The 17,501-nt window shown below is 38.2% G+C and carries 17 protein-coding genes; 4 read left to right on the top strand and 13 right to left on the bottom strand.

The window, feature by feature from the left end; all coding sequences use genetic code 11:
• The first annotated feature begins 30 nt into the window (after window positions 1-30).
• On the top strand, window positions 31-1,671 hold the full coding sequence (locus tag ED622_RS06460) for a methyl-accepting chemotaxis protein (protein ID WP_122033110.1): 1,641 nt from the start codon (window positions 31-33) through the stop codon (window positions 1,669-1,671).
• Window positions 1,672-1,760: 89 nt separating this feature from the next.
• On the opposite strand, the gene ED622_RS06455 is transcribed toward ED622_RS06460, so the two are convergent.
• Together ED622_RS06455 and ED622_RS06450 are read right to left on the bottom strand one after the other, a co-directional pair.
• Entirely contained in the window at window positions 1,761-2,393 is a 633-nt protein-coding gene (locus ED622_RS06455; protein ID WP_122033109.1) for a DUF2057 family protein, read from the bottom strand.
• A gap of 72 nt (window positions 2,394-2,465) precedes the next feature.
• Window positions 2,466-3,056 carry a porin family protein gene (locus ED622_RS06450; RefSeq protein ID WP_122033108.1) on the bottom strand — a complete coding sequence of 197 codons (591 nt, stop codon included), beginning with the start codon at window positions 3,054-3,056 and terminating at the stop codon, window positions 2,466-2,468.
• Window positions 3,057-3,235: 179 nt separating this feature from the next.
• On the opposite strand from ED622_RS06450, the gene ED622_RS06445 reads away from it, so the two are divergent.
• On the top strand, window positions 3,236-4,252 hold the full coding sequence (locus ED622_RS06445; RefSeq protein ID WP_122033107.1) for a lipoate--protein ligase: 1,017 nt from the start codon (window positions 3,236-3,238) through the stop codon (window positions 4,250-4,252).
• A gap of 74 nt (window positions 4,253-4,326) precedes the next feature.
• Here the strand turns inward: ED622_RS06445 and pstB are convergent, their stop codons facing one another.
• From pstB to moeA, 6 genes are all read right to left on the bottom strand, one after another.
• Entirely contained in the window at window positions 4,327-5,076 is a 750-nt protein-coding gene (pstB, locus tag ED622_RS06440) for a phosphate ABC transporter ATP-binding protein PstB (RefSeq protein WP_045102397.1), read from the bottom strand.
• 78 nt (window positions 5,077-5,154) lie between these two features.
• Window positions 5,155-6,012: a phosphate ABC transporter permease PstA gene (gene pstA, locus ED622_RS06435; RefSeq protein ID WP_045102396.1), complete on the bottom strand. Its 858-nt coding sequence runs from the start codon at window positions 6,010-6,012 to the stop codon at window positions 5,155-5,157.
• Between the two features lie 4 nt (window positions 6,013-6,016).
• Window positions 6,017-6,943 (bottom strand): phosphate ABC transporter permease subunit PstC, encoded by a 927-nt coding sequence (gene pstC / locus ED622_RS06430; RefSeq protein ID WP_045102395.1) that lies wholly within the window; start codon window positions 6,941-6,943, stop codon window positions 6,017-6,019.
• Window positions 6,944-7,018: 75 nt separating this feature from the next.
• The gene (locus tag ED622_RS06425) at window positions 7,019-7,840 is read right to left on the bottom strand and encodes a phosphate ABC transporter substrate-binding protein (RefSeq protein WP_122033106.1); all 822 of its coding nucleotides are present in this window, start codon (window positions 7,838-7,840) and stop codon (window positions 7,019-7,021) included.
• A 243-nt stretch (window positions 7,841-8,083) separates the two neighbouring features.
• Entirely contained in the window at window positions 8,084-8,833 is a 750-nt protein-coding gene (moeB, locus tag ED622_RS06420; protein ID WP_122033105.1) for a molybdopterin-synthase adenylyltransferase MoeB, read from the bottom strand.
• A gap of 11 nt (window positions 8,834-8,844) precedes the next feature.
• Window positions 8,845-10,089: a molybdopterin molybdotransferase MoeA gene (gene moeA / locus ED622_RS06415; RefSeq protein WP_122033104.1), complete on the bottom strand. Its 1,245-nt coding sequence runs from the start codon at window positions 10,087-10,089 to the stop codon at window positions 8,845-8,847.
• A gap of 153 nt (window positions 10,090-10,242) precedes the next feature.
• Here moeA and folE point away from each other — a divergent pair, with 153 nt between their 5' ends.
• Window positions 10,243-10,896, top strand: a complete 654-nt coding sequence (gene folE, locus ED622_RS06410) for a GTP cyclohydrolase I FolE (RefSeq protein WP_122033103.1) — start codon at window positions 10,243-10,245, stop codon at window positions 10,894-10,896.
• Between the two features lie 88 nt (window positions 10,897-10,984).
• Here folE and cls read toward each other — a convergent pair whose 3' ends face one another.
• Window positions 10,985-12,439 (bottom strand): cardiolipin synthase, encoded by a 1,455-nt coding sequence (gene cls / locus ED622_RS06405; RefSeq protein ID WP_122033102.1) that lies wholly within the window; start codon window positions 12,437-12,439, stop codon window positions 10,985-10,987.
• Between the two features lie 309 nt (window positions 12,440-12,748).
• Between cls and ED622_RS06400 the strand changes: the two genes are divergently transcribed.
• Window positions 12,749-14,179, top strand: a complete 1,431-nt coding sequence (locus tag ED622_RS06400; RefSeq protein WP_162922473.1) for a sodium-dependent transporter — start codon at window positions 12,749-12,751, stop codon at window positions 14,177-14,179.
• Window positions 14,180-14,386: 207 nt separating this feature from the next.
• Here ED622_RS06400 and ED622_RS06395 read toward each other — a convergent pair whose 3' ends face one another.
• From ED622_RS06395 to ED622_RS06380, 4 genes are all read right to left on the bottom strand, one after another.
• The gene (locus tag ED622_RS06395) at window positions 14,387-14,785 is read right to left on the bottom strand and encodes a YchJ family protein (protein ID WP_122033101.1); all 399 of its coding nucleotides are present in this window, start codon (window positions 14,783-14,785) and stop codon (window positions 14,387-14,389) included.
• A gap of 15 nt (window positions 14,786-14,800) precedes the next feature.
• The gene (locus ED622_RS06390) at window positions 14,801-16,003 is read right to left on the bottom strand and encodes an EAL and HDOD domain-containing protein (RefSeq protein WP_122033100.1); all 1,203 of its coding nucleotides are present in this window, start codon (window positions 16,001-16,003) and stop codon (window positions 14,801-14,803) included.
• A gap of 114 nt (window positions 16,004-16,117) precedes the next feature.
• A complete protein-coding gene (lpxH, locus tag ED622_RS06385; RefSeq protein WP_122033099.1) occupies window positions 16,118-16,843 on the bottom strand; it encodes a UDP-2,3-diacylglucosamine diphosphatase in 726 nt (241 codons plus the stop codon).
• A gap of 56 nt (window positions 16,844-16,899) precedes the next feature.
• Entirely contained in the window at window positions 16,900-17,397 is a 498-nt protein-coding gene (locus ED622_RS06380) for a peptidylprolyl isomerase (protein ID WP_122033098.1), read from the bottom strand.
• Window positions 17,398-17,501 lie beyond the last annotated feature (104 nt).

Below are 17,501 nucleotides of genomic sequence, written 5' to 3'. Positions count from 1 at the left end.
TTATTAGTTGTTTTTATCTTGGAGAGATTAGTGAAACAAATTGGACGTTTATCGGTAGGATATAAAATAGCAATTCCATTATTGGCGATTGTTTTTCTATTTAGCATTATTTCTATTTTAACGGTTGTAAAATTAAATCAGCAGGAAGAGATTAACTATAAGCTTGTTGAACTTGTTCAACCTGTGAATGAAAACTTGGAAGATGCTTATCGAGATCTTTATCAAGTAACAGCGGCAGTGCAGGGGCTAATGTTATCAACAACAGTAGCAGAAATTGAGCATCATACTTTTGAATTTAAAGATAATGCATATAAAGCACTTCCTCGCATGAAGAAAGTACAAGAGCTCTATCAAGCAAATATTTTGCCTTCTAACACACAGTTTGAATTGACTACTTTAATTACGGCTGCAGAAAAATGGATTCAACTATATGAACCTTTATTTTCTGACCCAAATAATGCTCAACAGTACTATCAACAAAATAGTGAGCAGTTAGATGAACAATTTAAGACTATGCGTAAGCAATTAAAGTCTATTAGTCGTTTGATCATGGCTGAGCAACTTAAGCTAAGGGAGTTGAATCGTGAAGGTATCGACTCTATAAAGCTTATTGCAGAGGTTGGTGCAGGAAGTGCAATCCTGTTTGCTTTATTTACTATTTGGTTACTAATTAAGTGGATTGTAAAGCCGATTAAATCTCTTGAACAAGCAATGTCAGATGTTGCTTCTGGTGATGGGGATCTAACACAACGTATTATTGTGTCTTCTGAGGATGAAATTGGAAAATTAGCGCAAGCATTTAATTTATTTGTCTCAAAAATCCATTGCACTGTATCTGATGTTATTGTTTCATCTAATACCGTTCGAACTGAAATGGATAATATTCAAGGTATAACAAAAAATATTGCTGAGTTTTCTTCGAGTCAGCAACAAGAGAGTGAAGTTGTTGCTGCTGCTGTACATGAAATGCAAGTGACAAGCAGTACTGTAAATGAGAGTGCAAATGAAGCAGCTCAAGCAAGTCTAGGTGCAACATCAGAAGCCGAAACAACAGAAACTATTTTACAACAGACGGTTATTTCGATTCAAAGCTTAGCGGATGAGATTACACAAGCTGGTTCAGTCATACATACCTTAGATAGTGATGTATCTAATATTGCCTCAATACTTGATGTTATTAAAGGCATTGCTGAGCAAACAAACTTACTCGCATTAAATGCAGCAATTGAAGCGGCTCGTGCCGGCGAACAAGGTCGTGGTTTCGCTGTTGTAGCAGATGAGGTAAGAGCGTTAGCAAGTAAAACTCAAGACAGCACTGGTGAAATTCAGAAAATGATTGAGCGCTTGCAAGCTGGAGCAAAAGAAGCGGTTACGGCAATGGAATCAAGCACTCAAAGTGGCCAAGAAACGATTGAATTAGCAAATCAAGCTTCAAAGTCATTACAACAAATTACGAGCGCTATTGTTATTATAAATGACATGAATACTCACATTGCAACCGCGGCTAATGAGCAAAATCATGTTAGTGGTGATGTGAATGCTAACGTGCAACGTATTGCAGATAATAGTACGCAAATGGTAGTTATGGTGAGTAGTTCTGAGAATGCTTGTATTGCTTTATCTGAGCAGTGTGAGCGATTAGATGATTTAGTTTCGCAATTTAAAGTTTAGTATTTATATTAATTTTAGTTGGTAGACAAGGTTATAAATAAAGCAGCCCATAATACGTTATGGGCTGTTTTTTTACTTATGGTAGAGAGTTATTTATTATCTAAGACTGATGAAATAAAACGCTCTTTTGTTTCTTTATCTGCTTTTTCATACCAATAATGCAGCATTTGCTCTGCAGTATTTTCACCTTGTTCGTTTTTGATCTCTTTATGAGTAACGGTCACCATGCCTTCTTTGAAAGCGGCAGGGTTACTTGTGGTATTAAATTGTGCTAATTCAAATTGAATATTACGACCCACTTGAACACCATGGTGAATGAGTTGAGCTTGAGCAAATGGGATTGTTTTTTCGTTTTTATCAATTAAGTTCCAATTCAGCTCAGTATTAAAAGCTTCTGCTTTTTCTGGTGAATTATAGGTTGGGAATTTAAACGTAACGTCAGTATCTGACGCTGAAAATTTAGAAATGATAATGTCACTCGATACAATGATATTATCTTTTCCTTGCTTAAATACTGGGTTATATCTAAAGGCAATTTGGTGCTCGCCATTTTCTAATTCAAGCGTAGATGATGTTGAGAAAAAAGAACTTTCAAGTTCCACTTCTTGGTTATCAACCAGTAATAGCTCAACGTCACCAGGAACGGTTAATTGAATCGCAGCTTGTGCACTGACAGAAGAGAGAATACAAAGGCTGGCAGCAAAGAGAGAATGGATTTTCATTTAGTACACCTAATCATAATAATTTGATTAAGTGTACTTAGATTATAAGTGTAAGGGAATGATAATATTGATTTAGAAGTTGTAGCTAATTCCAGCATAAGTTGTGCCAAAGTCATAACCAATACCATCCATTATTGCACGCGCAATATTATGACCAGCAGTAAGACTAAAGTGTTCATTGATGTCATACCCCGCTTCAAAGCCATAAGATAGGCCTAAAGCACTACGACTTTGGCTTCCTTTTCCTATATAGCCTAAGTTGTTGTCTTCTAGGTAAAAATCAATATCCATATCTAGATAGTAATAACCATAACCAAACATACTGGTAATAAAGAAATCTGATTCAAAAACATAAGCTCGATATTTTAAATTTGCTCCAAAAAAGTGTGCGTCAATATGGCTTTTAGCGTATTCATTACCTTCTTTCCAATCATAATCAAAACTCCCCATATTATTATATTCAAGCTCTACTGACATATAAAAGGTTTCACTTATCGGGAAGTCATAACCTCCTTTTAAATTAAATCCTCCATCTAAGTCAGTTTGTACTCCCAAGAAAGTGACGGAAGAGTTTTCGATATTGGTTGTAATGTAATAACCTGATTTGTCTGCTTTTACTGAAAATGAAAAAATAGTAATTAAAAAGAAATAATAGAATCGCATAGATATATCACCGATAAGTATTTATTTAACCTAGTCTAGTTTGTTTTGAGAGTAAATTAAACAATTTGGTAACATTTTCATACATAGTTCCCAACAACCTTCGGTAATATTTACTCACAAAACAAAAATACGTTATATTAGAATTCACCTCGCTTTATAAACGTGTTTGGAATTATTTTATGTCAACAATTCGAGTGCTTGTTTCTATTTCTTATGATCCTTGGTTTAACTTAGCCGTTGAGGAAAGTATCTTTCGTTCTATGCCTAACGATCAACGTGTGCTTTTTTTATGGCGCAATACAGATTGTGTCGTAATAGGCCGAGCTCAAAATCCATGGAAAGAATGTAATACTCGAAAAATGGAAGACGATGGAATTACTCTTGCTCGCCGACAAAGTGGTGGTGGGGCTGTATTTCATGATTTAGGTAATACTAATTTTACGTTTATGACAGGTAAGCCAGAATACAATAAAGAACAGTCGACTCGTATTATCTTAGATGCGCTTACCACACTGAACATAGAAGCAAAAGCGACGGGGCGAAATGATCTCGTAGTTGAGAGTAAAGAAGGGGAAAGGAAGTTTTCAGGCTCAGCGTATCGAGAAACAATGGATAGAGGCTTTCATCATGGAACTTTGCTATTAAATGCTGATCTAAGCCGACTAGCGAATTATTTAAATCCAGACCCTAAAAAACTTCAAGCAAAAGGCATTACCTCAGTACGTTCTCGCGTGACCAATTTAAGTGAAATCAATCCAGATATTAGTCATGAAAGTGTTTCAGAGGCTATTTTATCGGCTTTTTTCTCTTATTATAATGAAACGGTAGAACCTGAATATATCTCACCGGATTCATTGCCAGACTTACCTAATTTTATCGCTAATTTCGAACAGCAGAGTAGCTGGGATTGGAACTTTGGTCGTAGCCCTGAGTTCACGCAAACATTAAGTGAGCGTTTTGTATGGGGTGGGGTAGATCTTCATTTAGACATAAAAAAAGCCCAGATAGTTAATGCAAAACTCTTTACTGATAGCCTTGATCCTGCACCATTAGAGATGTTAACAAACGTCTTGATTGGCCAACCTTATAACGTTGAAACGTTCAACCAAGTTATTAATCAGGTAGGTGATGTTTTTCCTAACAATCTAAATGAACTCGCAGAATTAAAAGCGTGGATTAAAACGGCTATTGCATAAATAGAGAGACATAAAAAAGCCCCTAGCTAGTAGGGGCAAAAGTTTCCATCGCTTTGTTATTATTTGGTATTCAATTAACCAAAGTCGCCGTTTACGTAACCTTGCGTGCGGTCGTCTTTAGGGTTTGAGAAAATAACGTGTGTGTCATCGTGTTCAACTAATTCACCCATTAAGAAGAAAGCCGTTTTATCTGAGATACGACGAGCTTGCTGCATTGAGTGAGTCACAATAACAATGGTGTAATCCTTCTTTAGGGTTTCCATTAGCTCTTCAATCTTATGCGTAGCTATTGGATCCAGTGCCGATGTTGGTTCATCCATTAGAATAATATCTGGCTCCATTGCAATCGTGCGTGCAATACATAGACGTTGTTGTTGGCCGCCTGATAATCCAAAAGCATGAGATTTTAAACGATCTTTAACTTCATCCCATAATGCAGCACTGCGTAATGATTTCTCTACAACGGCATCTAATACTTTCTTATCTTTCACGCCTTGTGCTTTTAAGCCATACGCAACATTTTCATAAATACTCATTGGGAATGGGTTCGCTTTTTGGAAAACCATTCCTACCTTGATACGCAGGTCGGCAACATCAATATTACCGTAGATATCGTCACCATCTAGACTTACAAGCCCTGTGATTTTTACGCCTTCAATCAAATCGTTCATGCGGTTCAAACAACGAAGTAAGGTTGATTTACCACAACCAGATGGCCCTATTAACGCGGTCACTTGTTTTGCAGGAATAGGTAAGTTAATGCTTTTTAGTGCTTGGTTTTGGCCGTAAAAAAGATCTAGATTTTCAATATTAAATTTGTTCATTGTCGTTTCCTTACTGACTGCATCTTATGCCGTGCAATCAGCGAATAATAAGTGATAATTAATAAGTTGATTAATAAATTAGTAAGACGCTTTGCTGATTTTTCGAGCCAATAACTTGGTTAGCGTGTTAATTATTAATACAAGCACAATCAATACTGTTGCTGTGCCGTAAGCTTGGTTCCACTCTTCAATCGTAAATAGCTCTGTGGTTAGCTTGTATAGGTGAACCGTTAACGTTCGGCCTGAATCAAGCAGTGAATCAGGAATACGAGCAACCATACCTGCCGTTAAGAATACAGGAGCCGACTCACCAATAACGCGACCAATACTCAAGATAACAGAAGTGATGATACCAGGCATCGCACTTGGTAAAATCAGACGCCAGATAGTGTATATTTTTGATGCGCCTAGTCCGTATGAGCCTTCACGAAATGTTTGAGGTACTGCCATCAATGCTTCTTCGGTGGTACGAATGATTACAGGCAAAATCAAGATACTTAGTGTTAATGCACCCGATAAGATAGAGAAGCCTAAACCTAGAATTCCTACAAAGAAAGTCATACCAAACAGACCAAAGATAATCGATGGAATACCAGCTAATGATTCAGTACAAAAACGGATAACCTTGACTAGTTTACTGCCGACTTTGGCATATTCTGTTAAGTAAATGGCGGTCATGATCCCAAGTGGCGCAGCAACGGCAATCGATGCTAATACCATATAAAGAGTTGCGACAATCATTGGGAAGATGCCGTGCTCTTCGCCTGTACGAGTATAATTATCTGTGATGAATGACCAGCTTACGTGTTGTAGGCCATTCGATAGGATGTACCAGATAATCCAAAATAAGAAACCGACGGTAACTGCTGCTGATAACCAAATGAATCCTGCGGCAATTTGGTCTTTAATATGACGTTGCTTTTTTAATTTATTCATTGTCTTATCTCGCTGTTTCACGATTTAGATAAAGAAGGATGCCATTAAGAGACATGATAAATACAAGAAGCACAACGCCTGTTGCATACAATGCACTGGCGTGAATACCACTTGCATAAGACATTTCAATCGCGATGTTTGCTGTTAGCGTTCGAGCTGAATCTAAGATACCTTCAGGCATTGCTGGTGCATTACCCATAACCATGATGATTGCCATGGTTTCACCAAGAGCACGAGCGATACCAAGAATAACGCCTGTCATGATGCCTGAACGAGCAGCAGGAAGAAGAATACGGAAGATGGTGAATATTTTAGAAGCACCTAACGCCAATGAACCTTCTTTGTACGTTGCAGGAACGGCTCTAATCGATGTTTCTGATACTGTAATTACAGTAGGTAAAATCATGACGCCTAGTACGATAATACCAGCAAGGATGGTGTTACCTGCAGGAACTTGGAATACGTCTTGGATTAATGGAACAATAATAACCAGACCAAAAAAACCATAAACAACGGATGGGATACCAGCAAGTAGTTCAACGGCTGGGCGAATAATATTAGCAACGCGCTTTGGTGCGATTTCAGCGATAAAAATAGCGGTTAATATCCCAACCGGAACACCAACAACGACAGCACCAAGAGTAGAAACTACTGACGCTACAATCATGGTGAAGACACCATACAATGCAGGTGGTAGCCAATCTTGTCCTAGGACAATGCCACTTACGCCAGCTTGTTGAAATGCAGGGATACTTTCTTTAACGATAAAGTAGGCAATAGTAGCCAAAGATAGCGTACCGATGACGGCACAGCTAAGAAATAATGCATGGAAAATACGCTCTCGCCAATCTACGCGCTTCTTTTGGCGTAATGGACTTTGAGACGGTTTATCTTGCTTGAGTGTATTTTGATTATTCATTGCGATGGTCATAATAAATACTCACATGTCGAAAAATTCGAAATGGAAAAATGCCTGACCTTCGCAGGTCAGGCAAAAAGGTAATAATTAGTTTACTGAGATGTAGCCTTTCTTTTCTACAAGATTTTGAGCTGTTTCTGATGTCATCCAGTTTAGGAATTTGTCAGCTTCAGCAGATGGCTTACCTTCTTTGTAAAGAACAAGGAAAGGACGAGATACTTTGTATGTGCCATTTTTAATGTCAGCAACACTTGGTTCTACGTTATCAATAGCCAGTGCGTGAACTGAGTTATCAACGGTGCCTAGAGAGATATAACCAATGGCATATGGGTTACTTGCAACCATTGTTTTTAGCGCACCGTTACCATTAGCAACTTGAGCTCGTTGCGAAATAGCAGAAACTTTCATTCCAGATATTTTCTTCTTAAGGCTCATGATGTCTTCAAATGCGCCACGTGTACCTGATGCTGTATCACGAGTGATAGCAACGATTGGCTTATCTTCACCACCAACCTCTTTCCAGTTTTTAACTTCGCCTTTATAGATAGCAGTCACTTGCTCTGATGTTAGTCCTTTAAGTGTATTGCTTGGGTTAACGACAACCGCAATACCATCATGTGCAACAATCAGTTCTTTTAATGTTGCTTCTTTTTCTGATGATTTAAGGTTACGTGATGACATGCCTAAATCAGCAGAGCCATTTTTTGCCGCCTTTACACCAGCTGAAGAGCCAGGTCCTTGAACTTCGATGTATACGTTTGAATGTTCTTTCATGTAAGTTTCAGAAAACATTTCCATAAGAGGTGTCACGCTGCTTGAACCAACGGCAGAAATAGTTTCTTTCGCTGATGTTGGTAATGCTACTACTGAACTCAGAATTGCTAGTGCGCCGATAACTGACTTTTTCATTTTCATTTCCTTTATGAGGCATACGTGCCGGATTAAGTTGACGAGGCCACTTTAGAAAATTTATGTGACAGTAATATTTCAGTTTTCTTAAAAGTGTATGACAGAAGGGAGAGGTGGGAATTTTTATTAAGTGATTTTTTTTATTTCTATTTGTTTTTAATAGATATTTTTATTGTTCGAATAAAAATAAAGGCGGTGAGCCTTATGGGGTCACCGCCTTTAATTAAATGAATAAAACTGTTTTTAGTAGCTGCAAATAGAACAATTAGGCATTTTTGCTAGCTTCATTTCACGCCAACTCATAGAAAGTGCATCTAGCATTAGCAATTTACTGATTAATGGCTGACCATAGTTCGCTAATACTTTAATAGCTTCTAGCGCTTGTGTAGCACCAATGATCCCAACAACAGGAGACATCACTCCCGCTTCTACACAGGTAAGTGCTTGTTGACCAAATAAACTGCTTAGGCATTGATAGCACGGCTCGTTAGCTTGATAAGTATAAACACTTACTTGACCTTCCATTCGAATCGCAGCACCAGATACAAGCGGTGTTTTAGATTCAAAGCATAAACGATTAAGTTGATTGCGAGTATCTACGTTATCTGTGCCATCTAAAACCAGATCATGACTTGCAATAAGTGAACGCAATTCATCATCAGATAAGCGCTTATCAAACGTATCAATCTGGCAATGAGGGTTAATGCGATTTAATGCCATTTTTGCAGAGATGACTTTTTTCTCACCAATCGTCTCATCACAATGCAGCACTTGACGTTGTAAATTAGAGAGCTCAACGGTATCGTCATCAACAAGTGTGATCTTACCTATCCCTGCGGCTGCTAGGTATTGGCTTGACGCACAGCCTAAGCCTCCGGCACCAATAATAAGTATTGAGCTCTCTTTTAAGCGTTCTTGGCCATCAAAATCAAAGTTGCGTAAAATGATTTGACGGTTATAACGTAGCATTTCTTGATCGGTTAATTCAGTCATTGAAAATACTCTTAATATAGAGAGGAATTAAACAATTCAATAGTGACCATTTCACCGGCTTCAACACGGCCACGTTCTCGCTCTAGTACCACAAAGCAGTTAGCCATGCTCATTGAACTAAACGCGCCTGAGCCTTGGTTGCCTGTGGTTGCTACTTCAAACTGACCTTGAGTATTAATAGAGTAAATACCACGTTGGTAGTCAGTACGACCTGGACGTTTTTTAAATAGAGTCGTTGCAACGGCAGGAATCGCTTTTGGAGCTTCCCACTGCGTATGACCTGCTAATTTCGCTAGCATTGGTTGTACTAATACGTACATGGTTAGCATGGCAGAAACAGGGTTCCCCGGTAATCCACAGAAATAAGAGTCTGGTAAATTACCAAATGCGAAAGGTTTACCTGGTTTTATTGCTAGCTTCCAGAAACCAATTTGGCCAAGTTCATCTAGAATGTCTTTTGTATAATCCGCTTCACCGACGCTTACGCCACCCGAAGTAACAACGACATCCGCTTCTTTATCTGCTTTTAAGAACACTTCTTTTAGTGTTTCAGGACAGTCAGGAATGATGCCTAAATCAATGGCTTCACAACCAAAGCGTTCGATGAGTACTTTGATACCATAGCGGTTACTGTCATAGATCTGACCATCTTCTAGCGGCTGACCTAGTGGTTTAAGCTCATCACCTGTCGAGAAGAAAGCCACTTTTGGTTTATTAACTACCGGAATATCATTAATGCCTAACGAGGCAATTAAGGGAATATCACGCGGTGTTAAGCGGTGACCTTTTGCTAATACAGTTTGACCTTGAGCAACATCGTCACCAATTGGGCGAATGTTGGTCTGTGGTTTTACATCAGCTAAAGTAAGATCAAAGGTAATGTTGCCTTCTGAATCAGATGTCAGTTCTTGCATAATAACAGCATCGCAACCTTCAGGGATTTTTGCGCCTGTCATGATACGAATGGTTGTTTTCTCTGGCCATTGACCTTCAAAAGGAGTCCCAGCAAAAGATTTACCAGCTAGAGGTAGTGTTAAAGATTGTTTTAAATCAGAGATACGAACGGCATAACCATCCATTGCAGAGTTAGCAAACGGAGGAACATTGATTGGTGAACAAATGTCTTCAGCCAATACAAAGCCAATTGCGTCAGCTAATGCTAATGTGCTTGTTGATGAAATAGGAGAAACTTGAGATAAAAGGGTCTCTAAAGCGGTTTCTACTGGGATCAAACCTTGAGTTGCGCAGCAATCCATCATGGTACTCTCTAGATTAATAGTAATAATGACAGAACATTACCATATTTTGACTAATAACATCTAATAGACCTAGCAAAATCAGGGTGTATTTCTGTCACAGAGCGGGTATCCTTAGCGAAGTTCAATTGATTATGGAATTTGGAGTATACGATGTCATCACTCAGTGAATCAGCCATATTAGTACGTGACGCTCTCGTTGCGCGTGGTCTTGAGACGCCAATGAAGGAAAATGGAATTAGTCGCGAAGAGAAAAAAGAACGTATAAAAGAACACATGCGTGAAATCTTAACGTTATTAAGCCTCGATCTTACTGATGATAGTTTAGAAGAAACACCTCATCGAATTGCGAAAATGTACGTAGATGAAATTTTTTCTGGTTTAGATTATACAAACTTCCCAAAAATCACTGTAATTGATAATAAAATGAACTGTGATGAAATGGTGCGAGTAAACGATATTACGCTAACCAGTACTTGTGAACATCACCTAGTCACTATTGATGGAAAAGCTACGATTGCTTACATTCCTCGTGAAAAGATCATTGGTTTATCAAAAATTAATCGTATCGTTCGTTTCTTTGCGCAGCGTCCACAAGTTCAAGAGCGTATGACACAACAAATTTTAGTGGCATTACAGACCTTACTTGGCAGTGATGATGTGGCGATTACGATGGAAGCGACGCATTACTGTGTTAAGTCTCGCGGTGTTATGGATGCAACAAGCAGCACGACAACAACAGCGCTTGGTGGGATTTTTAAAAGAAATCCAGCAACAAGACATGAGTTTTTAAGCGGTATCCGCTAGATATTAGTTATTTAAAGATTAAAGATAACAAACAGACAGTAGAAAGCCCGTGATTTAATAAGTCACGGGCTTTTTTATCGTTTAATTTTTACAGAAGGGGACTGAACATTGAGAAGAAGCGTTCAGTAAATCTATGCGGTAAGTTTCGCTGTTGCCATACCGCAAGTTCAATAGGGGTCGATTGTTCTAGATAACCGTTTAAAACCCAAGCTAGTTGTTTGGTAAATTCAGGATCATCAACGATTAAACTGACTTCAAAATTTAACCAAAAGCTACGCATATCTAAATTAACGGTACCGATAATACAATAGCTATCATCAATCACTACTGATTTGGTATGTAGTAGGCCGCCATTGAATTCATAAATATGAACGCCTGCTTTTAATAGAGTCTCAAAGAAAGATTTTGAGGCCCAGCTAACCATTAAAGAATCATTCTTTTTAGGCAAAATTAGCTTAACTTCAACCCCACGATGAGCAGTAGTCCGTAACGTATGCAACAGTATTTCGCTTGGTACAAAATAAGGCGTAGTGATGGTGATTGATTTTCTTGCCTGATTTATTGCGGTAATTAGAACTTGTTGAATAATATCATCTGGCATACCAGGCCCAGATGGAACCACTTGTGTTGTATGGTTAAATGGGTCGATTGAAATAGGGCATTCAGGCAGGGCGGGTAATTCTCTTATCCCTGTTTCTACTTCCCAATCCCATGCGTGAATGGTATTTAACACGGCGACGTTAGGTCCTGTAAGACGAATCATAACATCTACCCATTGTCCTACGCCTGAGTTTTGTTTGAAGTACTGAGGATCAACCAAGTTCATTGAGCCTGTGTAAGCCACCTTATTATCAATGATAACTATCTTACGATGTAGGCGTAGATCTAATCGACGGAAGAACATACGAAATGGACTTACGCTTAATGCTTCTACGATGTTAACACCCGAATCTTTAAGCAGCTTTGGCCAGTGACTTTTGAAAAAATCGATACTACCTGCCGAATCTAAAAGTACGTTAACTGTTACTCCTCGTTTTGCGGCTTTGATTAATGCACTGGCAACACTATCGGCTAATCCACCATGATGCCAAATGTAAAACTCCATATTGATTTCATGTTCTGCTGTTTCAATATCTCGAACAATCGCGGTTAGTATTTCTGAGGGGGTATTAAGTAGAGATAAGGTGTCCCCACTGAGTGCGGGAATGCCTACTCTATTAGAACAAAGGTTGTGTATTGATGAAATTCGATGAGATATCGAGTTTGGTTGGTGATGCTGACAGTGATGAACTTGTGCAAACCACTCTTCATAAGGCGTAAACATTGCTTTCGCTCGCTCGCCTCGGGTACGGCCTAAATTTAACTCACCAATAAGAAAGTAAGCGATTACCCCAAGAACAGGGATAATGTATATGATCATTAACCAGGCGAGTGAGACGCCAACGGGTCTTGGTTTGAAAACAACACGTATGGTTACCCCAGCTACTAAAAGCCAGTATAAGATAAAACCGATAAGAGTAAGCGCTTGATAAAATTTATCCATTAGCCTTCGATAATAAGAATAGTAAGTGAATCTATATTAAATCAGGAGTCGCAAGAAATAAGTAGGAATTAAGGAAAATATTTACAAAATAAAGGGTATTGATGGTTTTGTAAACACTTGAGTTAAAAAAGAGGGCTATACGTTAAAAAATATAGCTATTGGGGTTTCAATTTTATTCTCAAACTGTTTTACTTGCAAATATTGAGCATTACTTAACATTTTTTAGAGTGTACATAATTATATACACCACTTTGATGCTCATATACAAACACAGTGCATATGCAACAATATAGAATAATTGGAGAACTTGTGGCTATGAGCAATACCACTAAGCCCCGTGATACCTGGGGTTCAAAATTAGGATTTGTAATGGCTGCAGCAGGATCTGCTGTTGGTCTTGGTAATATTTGGAAATTTCCATATACAGCTGGTGAGAATGGTGGTGGTGCATTTGTTGCTATTTACTTATTCTTTGTAATTTTTATTGGTTTTAGCGTAATGCTAACCGAATTTGCTATTGGCCGTCGTACTCAAAAATCTGCAGTTGGCGCATTTAAGTCAACAGATCGTCGCTGGACGTTTGCAGGTGTTATTGGGGTTGTCAGTGGTTTATTAATAATGGGCTTTTACCCTGTTGTAGGTGGTTGGGCTATTGCTTACATCGGTAAGGTTGGTACAGGTCTTTTAGATGCGCCTGAGGCGATTGGTGATAGCTTCGGTGGGTTTATCTCTGATCCAGTGCAACCATTAATGTGGATGGGCTTCTACCTACTGCTAAATATCGTTATCGTAATGAAGGGTATTTCTGGTGGTATCGAGAAGGCTGGTAAGGTATTGATGCCTTTACTATTTTTGATTCTTGTTATTGTTTCAGTAAAAGGACTAATGCTTCCTGGTGCAATGGCAGGTCTTGAATTCCTATTTAGCCCTGATTTCTCTAAGATTGACAGTAACGTTATTCTTGCTGCACTTGGTCAAGCATTCTTCTCTCTGTCTCTGGGTATGGGTTGTATGATGACTTATGGTTCTTACTTGAAGAAGAAAGAGAACTTAGTTCAAACAACAGCAATGGTTACTGCGATGGATACGGGTGTTGCTATCCTTGCTGGTGTTGCAATGTTCCCTGCAATGTTTGCTTTCGGTATGGCACCAACAGCTGGCCCTGGTCTAGTGTTTGTTGTTGTTCCTCAACTGTTTGCTGAAATGGGCGGTGTAATTGGTCTTTTACTTGCTCTGATGTTCTTCATTGGTTTAAGTGTTGCGGCATTAACATCTTCAGTATCTTTACTAGAAGTTGTGGTTTCTTACTTAATTGATGAGAAGAAATTTACTCGAGTGAAAGCCGTAATTGCAGCAAGTACTGTAATGGCTATTTTATGTGTATTTGCTTCTTTATCGTTAGGCGGCTTAGGGCCAACTCTGTTTGATACTGGTGCATTTGATATCTTTGATTTATTAACAGACAAGATCTTCCTAGCGGTAGGCGGTATGTTGGTATGTATCTTTGCTGGTTGGAGACTGAAGCGTGAAGATCTTGAAGATGAGATCACAAACGGCGGCGAAGTGAAATTCCCATTGTTTGGCCTATGGTACGCTCTAGTTAAGTACATCATCCCTGTTGCAATCGCAATCGTTGCATTTATGGGTATCTCATCTGGATTTGATGGTGGCAAAGGTCCTATCATGTTACTAGGTGTTGCTATCATTGCTGGTTCAGCGCTAATCTCGAAGAAATTCTAATCTAGATAGCACTGGCAGCAAGTAGATAAATAAAAACGAGAGTCTCATCGCTCTCGTTTTTTTATGTCTAAAATTAGGGAATATCAATTCAAGTACTATTTGATTAATCATTAATTGTATAGCTATACACAAAACATAAAAGTTATAAATATAAAAAAGCCTGATAAATAATCAGGCTTTAATTTTAAATTTTAGTGTTCAATTAGCTTATTCAATCTCGCCATCAATGTAATACCACTTACCATTTTCTTTTAAGAAACGAGAGTGCTCTTTTAATTGATGTAGTTGACCATCTTCAGAATAGGTAGCTTTGAATGATACAAAACCTTCATCGTCAGTTTGATTAGATAAGTGCGCGGAGATCACTTTTAGTTTACGCCAATTGAGCTGGATTGAATCCTCAATACCTTCTCTAAATTCTTCCGCTTTACATGATGGATGATAAGTATCAATAATGTATTGGGTGAGCTGTTTTACATGAGCGCTGTAACGAGAGCGCATTAATAGCTCAGGTGTTGTTGCTAAGACGTGGTTGTTGTGAATTGGCTCACAACACACTGAATAATTCTTCTTGGTGCCACATGGACAGTGATTCGATTTAGACATGAATAGGTATTACTCTTAGTTTGCTATGTCATCTACCCATTCGGCAGATTCTTTATAGCAGGTAGTAAATTCTTGTTCGCTCATCTTTAATGCTATACAACATTTCGATACGACCGACCAATTGGCTTTTTCATAACTTTCAATTGCCAATATCAGCATACCAAGGGCTCCTTTACGTTCTGTCAGGGCCAGTTTTATTTCTGTAGAAATAGGCAAGTGTTGAATTAAGCTATTTAAAGGTTGGTCTAATAATGGTTCTAACAATGAAAATAAGCCGACCAAAAAGGCTTGGCTTGGTTCAAGGTTAATATTTGTTTTCGTCACGATAAGTTCACAGAGCTTAGCTCGATGAATGGATAACGTATATAGGGATTGCGGTTTGTGTTGTGTCGCGTGAGCTACAGCAACTAAAGAGACAAATTGACGTAGTTTCGTTTCGCCTAAATAAACTAATGCCTGTTTAAAAGAGGTGATAGGTTTATCAATAATAGAAGAGGCATTAACAAAACGCAGTAATTTATAAGACAGTGATACATCTTGTACTAAGTATTTTTCGACCGCATTAAAATCAACAATAGGTGCTGAAATTTCTTGATACAGCTGCATTATTGATAATTGATTAGGTTGAATTGCGCGTTGTTGTAGCATTTCTGGTTTACTAAAAAAGTATCCTTGAAAATAAGTAAAGCCAGCTTCTTTGGCTTGTTCAAATTCCTCATAGGTTTCTACTTTTTCAGCTAAAAACGCAATTTTATATTTATCACAATGACGGATAAATAGTTTTGCTTTTAATATTGGGATCGCACGGATATCAAATTTAATGATATCAATATAAGGAAGAAATGGCGTCCAGTCTGGGCTCGGCTCAAAATCATCCAGTGCGAGTTTATACCCACGTTCTGAGAGAGTCTTAATAGCATCAAGAAGTTCTTGATTTGGAATGCAATCTTCAAGTATTTCAATAACTAAATTATTAGAATTAAATAGCGCAGGAACAAGGTTGATTAAACTCTGCTGAGGAAAGTTCACAAAACCTAATTTATCATTGGTTGCATTACAGTGTGAGCTAAGAAAGTGGTCAGACAATAATCGACTTGTTGCTTCTTCCGCTTCAACGGCTGGAAACGTATTTTTTGGTCCATCACGGAACAATAATTCGTAACCAATTGTATTTTTCTTTATATCTAAAATTGGCTGACGGGCAACATATGAGTACATAACAACTATTCTCTACAGCGTGTTGAATCGAAACTTGAGTCATCATAATCCCTTTATTACAAAAAGACTATGATTCTCCTTATGGCAAAGATAAAGAGGGGTCAGTAATGTGATTTATTTAAAACTTTTATTATGAAGCGTATATTTATTGTTCTTATATTCGAGAATAGATCCTTGTGTATACCAGTCTCCTAGCACTATACGGGTCATTTCTTTAGTCTTGTGATTAAAAGTATGCACATTAGGACGGTGTGTATGACCGTGGATCAGTCTTTCTACCCCTTCTTCTAACATCACTCTTTCAACTTCACTTTGCGTTACATCCATTATAGTCAATGTTTTGTGTTGCTTCTTTGCTTTTATTTTATCTTGAACATTTTTAACTATGCGCTGGCGTATAAATAGGGGAATGCGATTGAATACCCATTGCAGCCATGGTTGATGCACTTTAGCGCGAAACTCTTGATATTTAATATCATCAATACACAGAGTATCTCCATGCATGATAAGCACTTTTTCGCCATCGAGTTCAATGACTGTGTGATCTGCTAAAAGTTGAACGCCTGTTTCTTTGCAAAAACGTTTATTTAATAAGAAATCACGATTACCTTGAATGAAGTAACACTCAACACCTTGCTGAGTTAGGGCTTTAAACGCTTCTTTAATTAGGACATTAAATGGTGAATTATCATCATCGCCAATCCAGAATTCAAATAAGTCGCCTAAGACATACAATTTATCTGCGTGAATAGCTTCATTCTTCATAAAATCGATAAAACAATCTGTGATATCGGGACGAAGTGGGGAGAGGTGGAGATCTGAGATGAATAAAATAGTCATAAAATGCTTTTAGTCATGAAAAAGATGCCAGCCCGAGAGCTGGCATAAAAACAGAATTATTCTGTAATTGTAGTACCAGTGATGAATACTTCTTCAACTGGAACATCTTGGTGTACATAACCGTAGTTACCAGTTGCAACGTTTTTAATTGTATTAACTACGTCCATACCTTCAACAACTTCAGCGAATACACAGTAACCCCAACCATCCATAGACTCAGATTTAAAATCTAGGAATTTGTTGTCGTTTACGTTGATGAAGAATTGAGAACTTGCAGAATGCGGTTCCATAGTACGAGCCATTGCTAATGTACCTACTTTGTTGCTTAGGCCATTGTTTGCTTCGTTTTTGATTGTTGCACGGCTTGTTTTCTCTTCAAGACCAGAAGTCATACCGCCGCCTTGAACCATGAAGCCATCAATTACACGGTGGAATAGAGTATTGTCGTAGAAACCTTCTTGACAGTATTGTAGGAAGTTAGCACAAGTAGCCGGTGCTTTGTCTTCGTGAAGTTTAACTGTGATGTCACCAAAAGATGTGTGAAGGATGATCATTGAATTACCTTTGTAATTGTATTAAATAGAATTTGATTTTACCTAAGATTAACGCGGATCTACAGGGAATTTTCTTGCTATCATTACTTAATATAGGTTTAATA

Origin of the sequence: Aliivibrio sp. EL58, assembly GCF_900312675.1 — a bacterium.
GTDB lineage: Bacteria > Pseudomonadota > Gammaproteobacteria > Enterobacterales > Vibrionaceae > Aliivibrio.
This window is presented reverse-complemented; position numbering and strand designations above follow the sequence as displayed.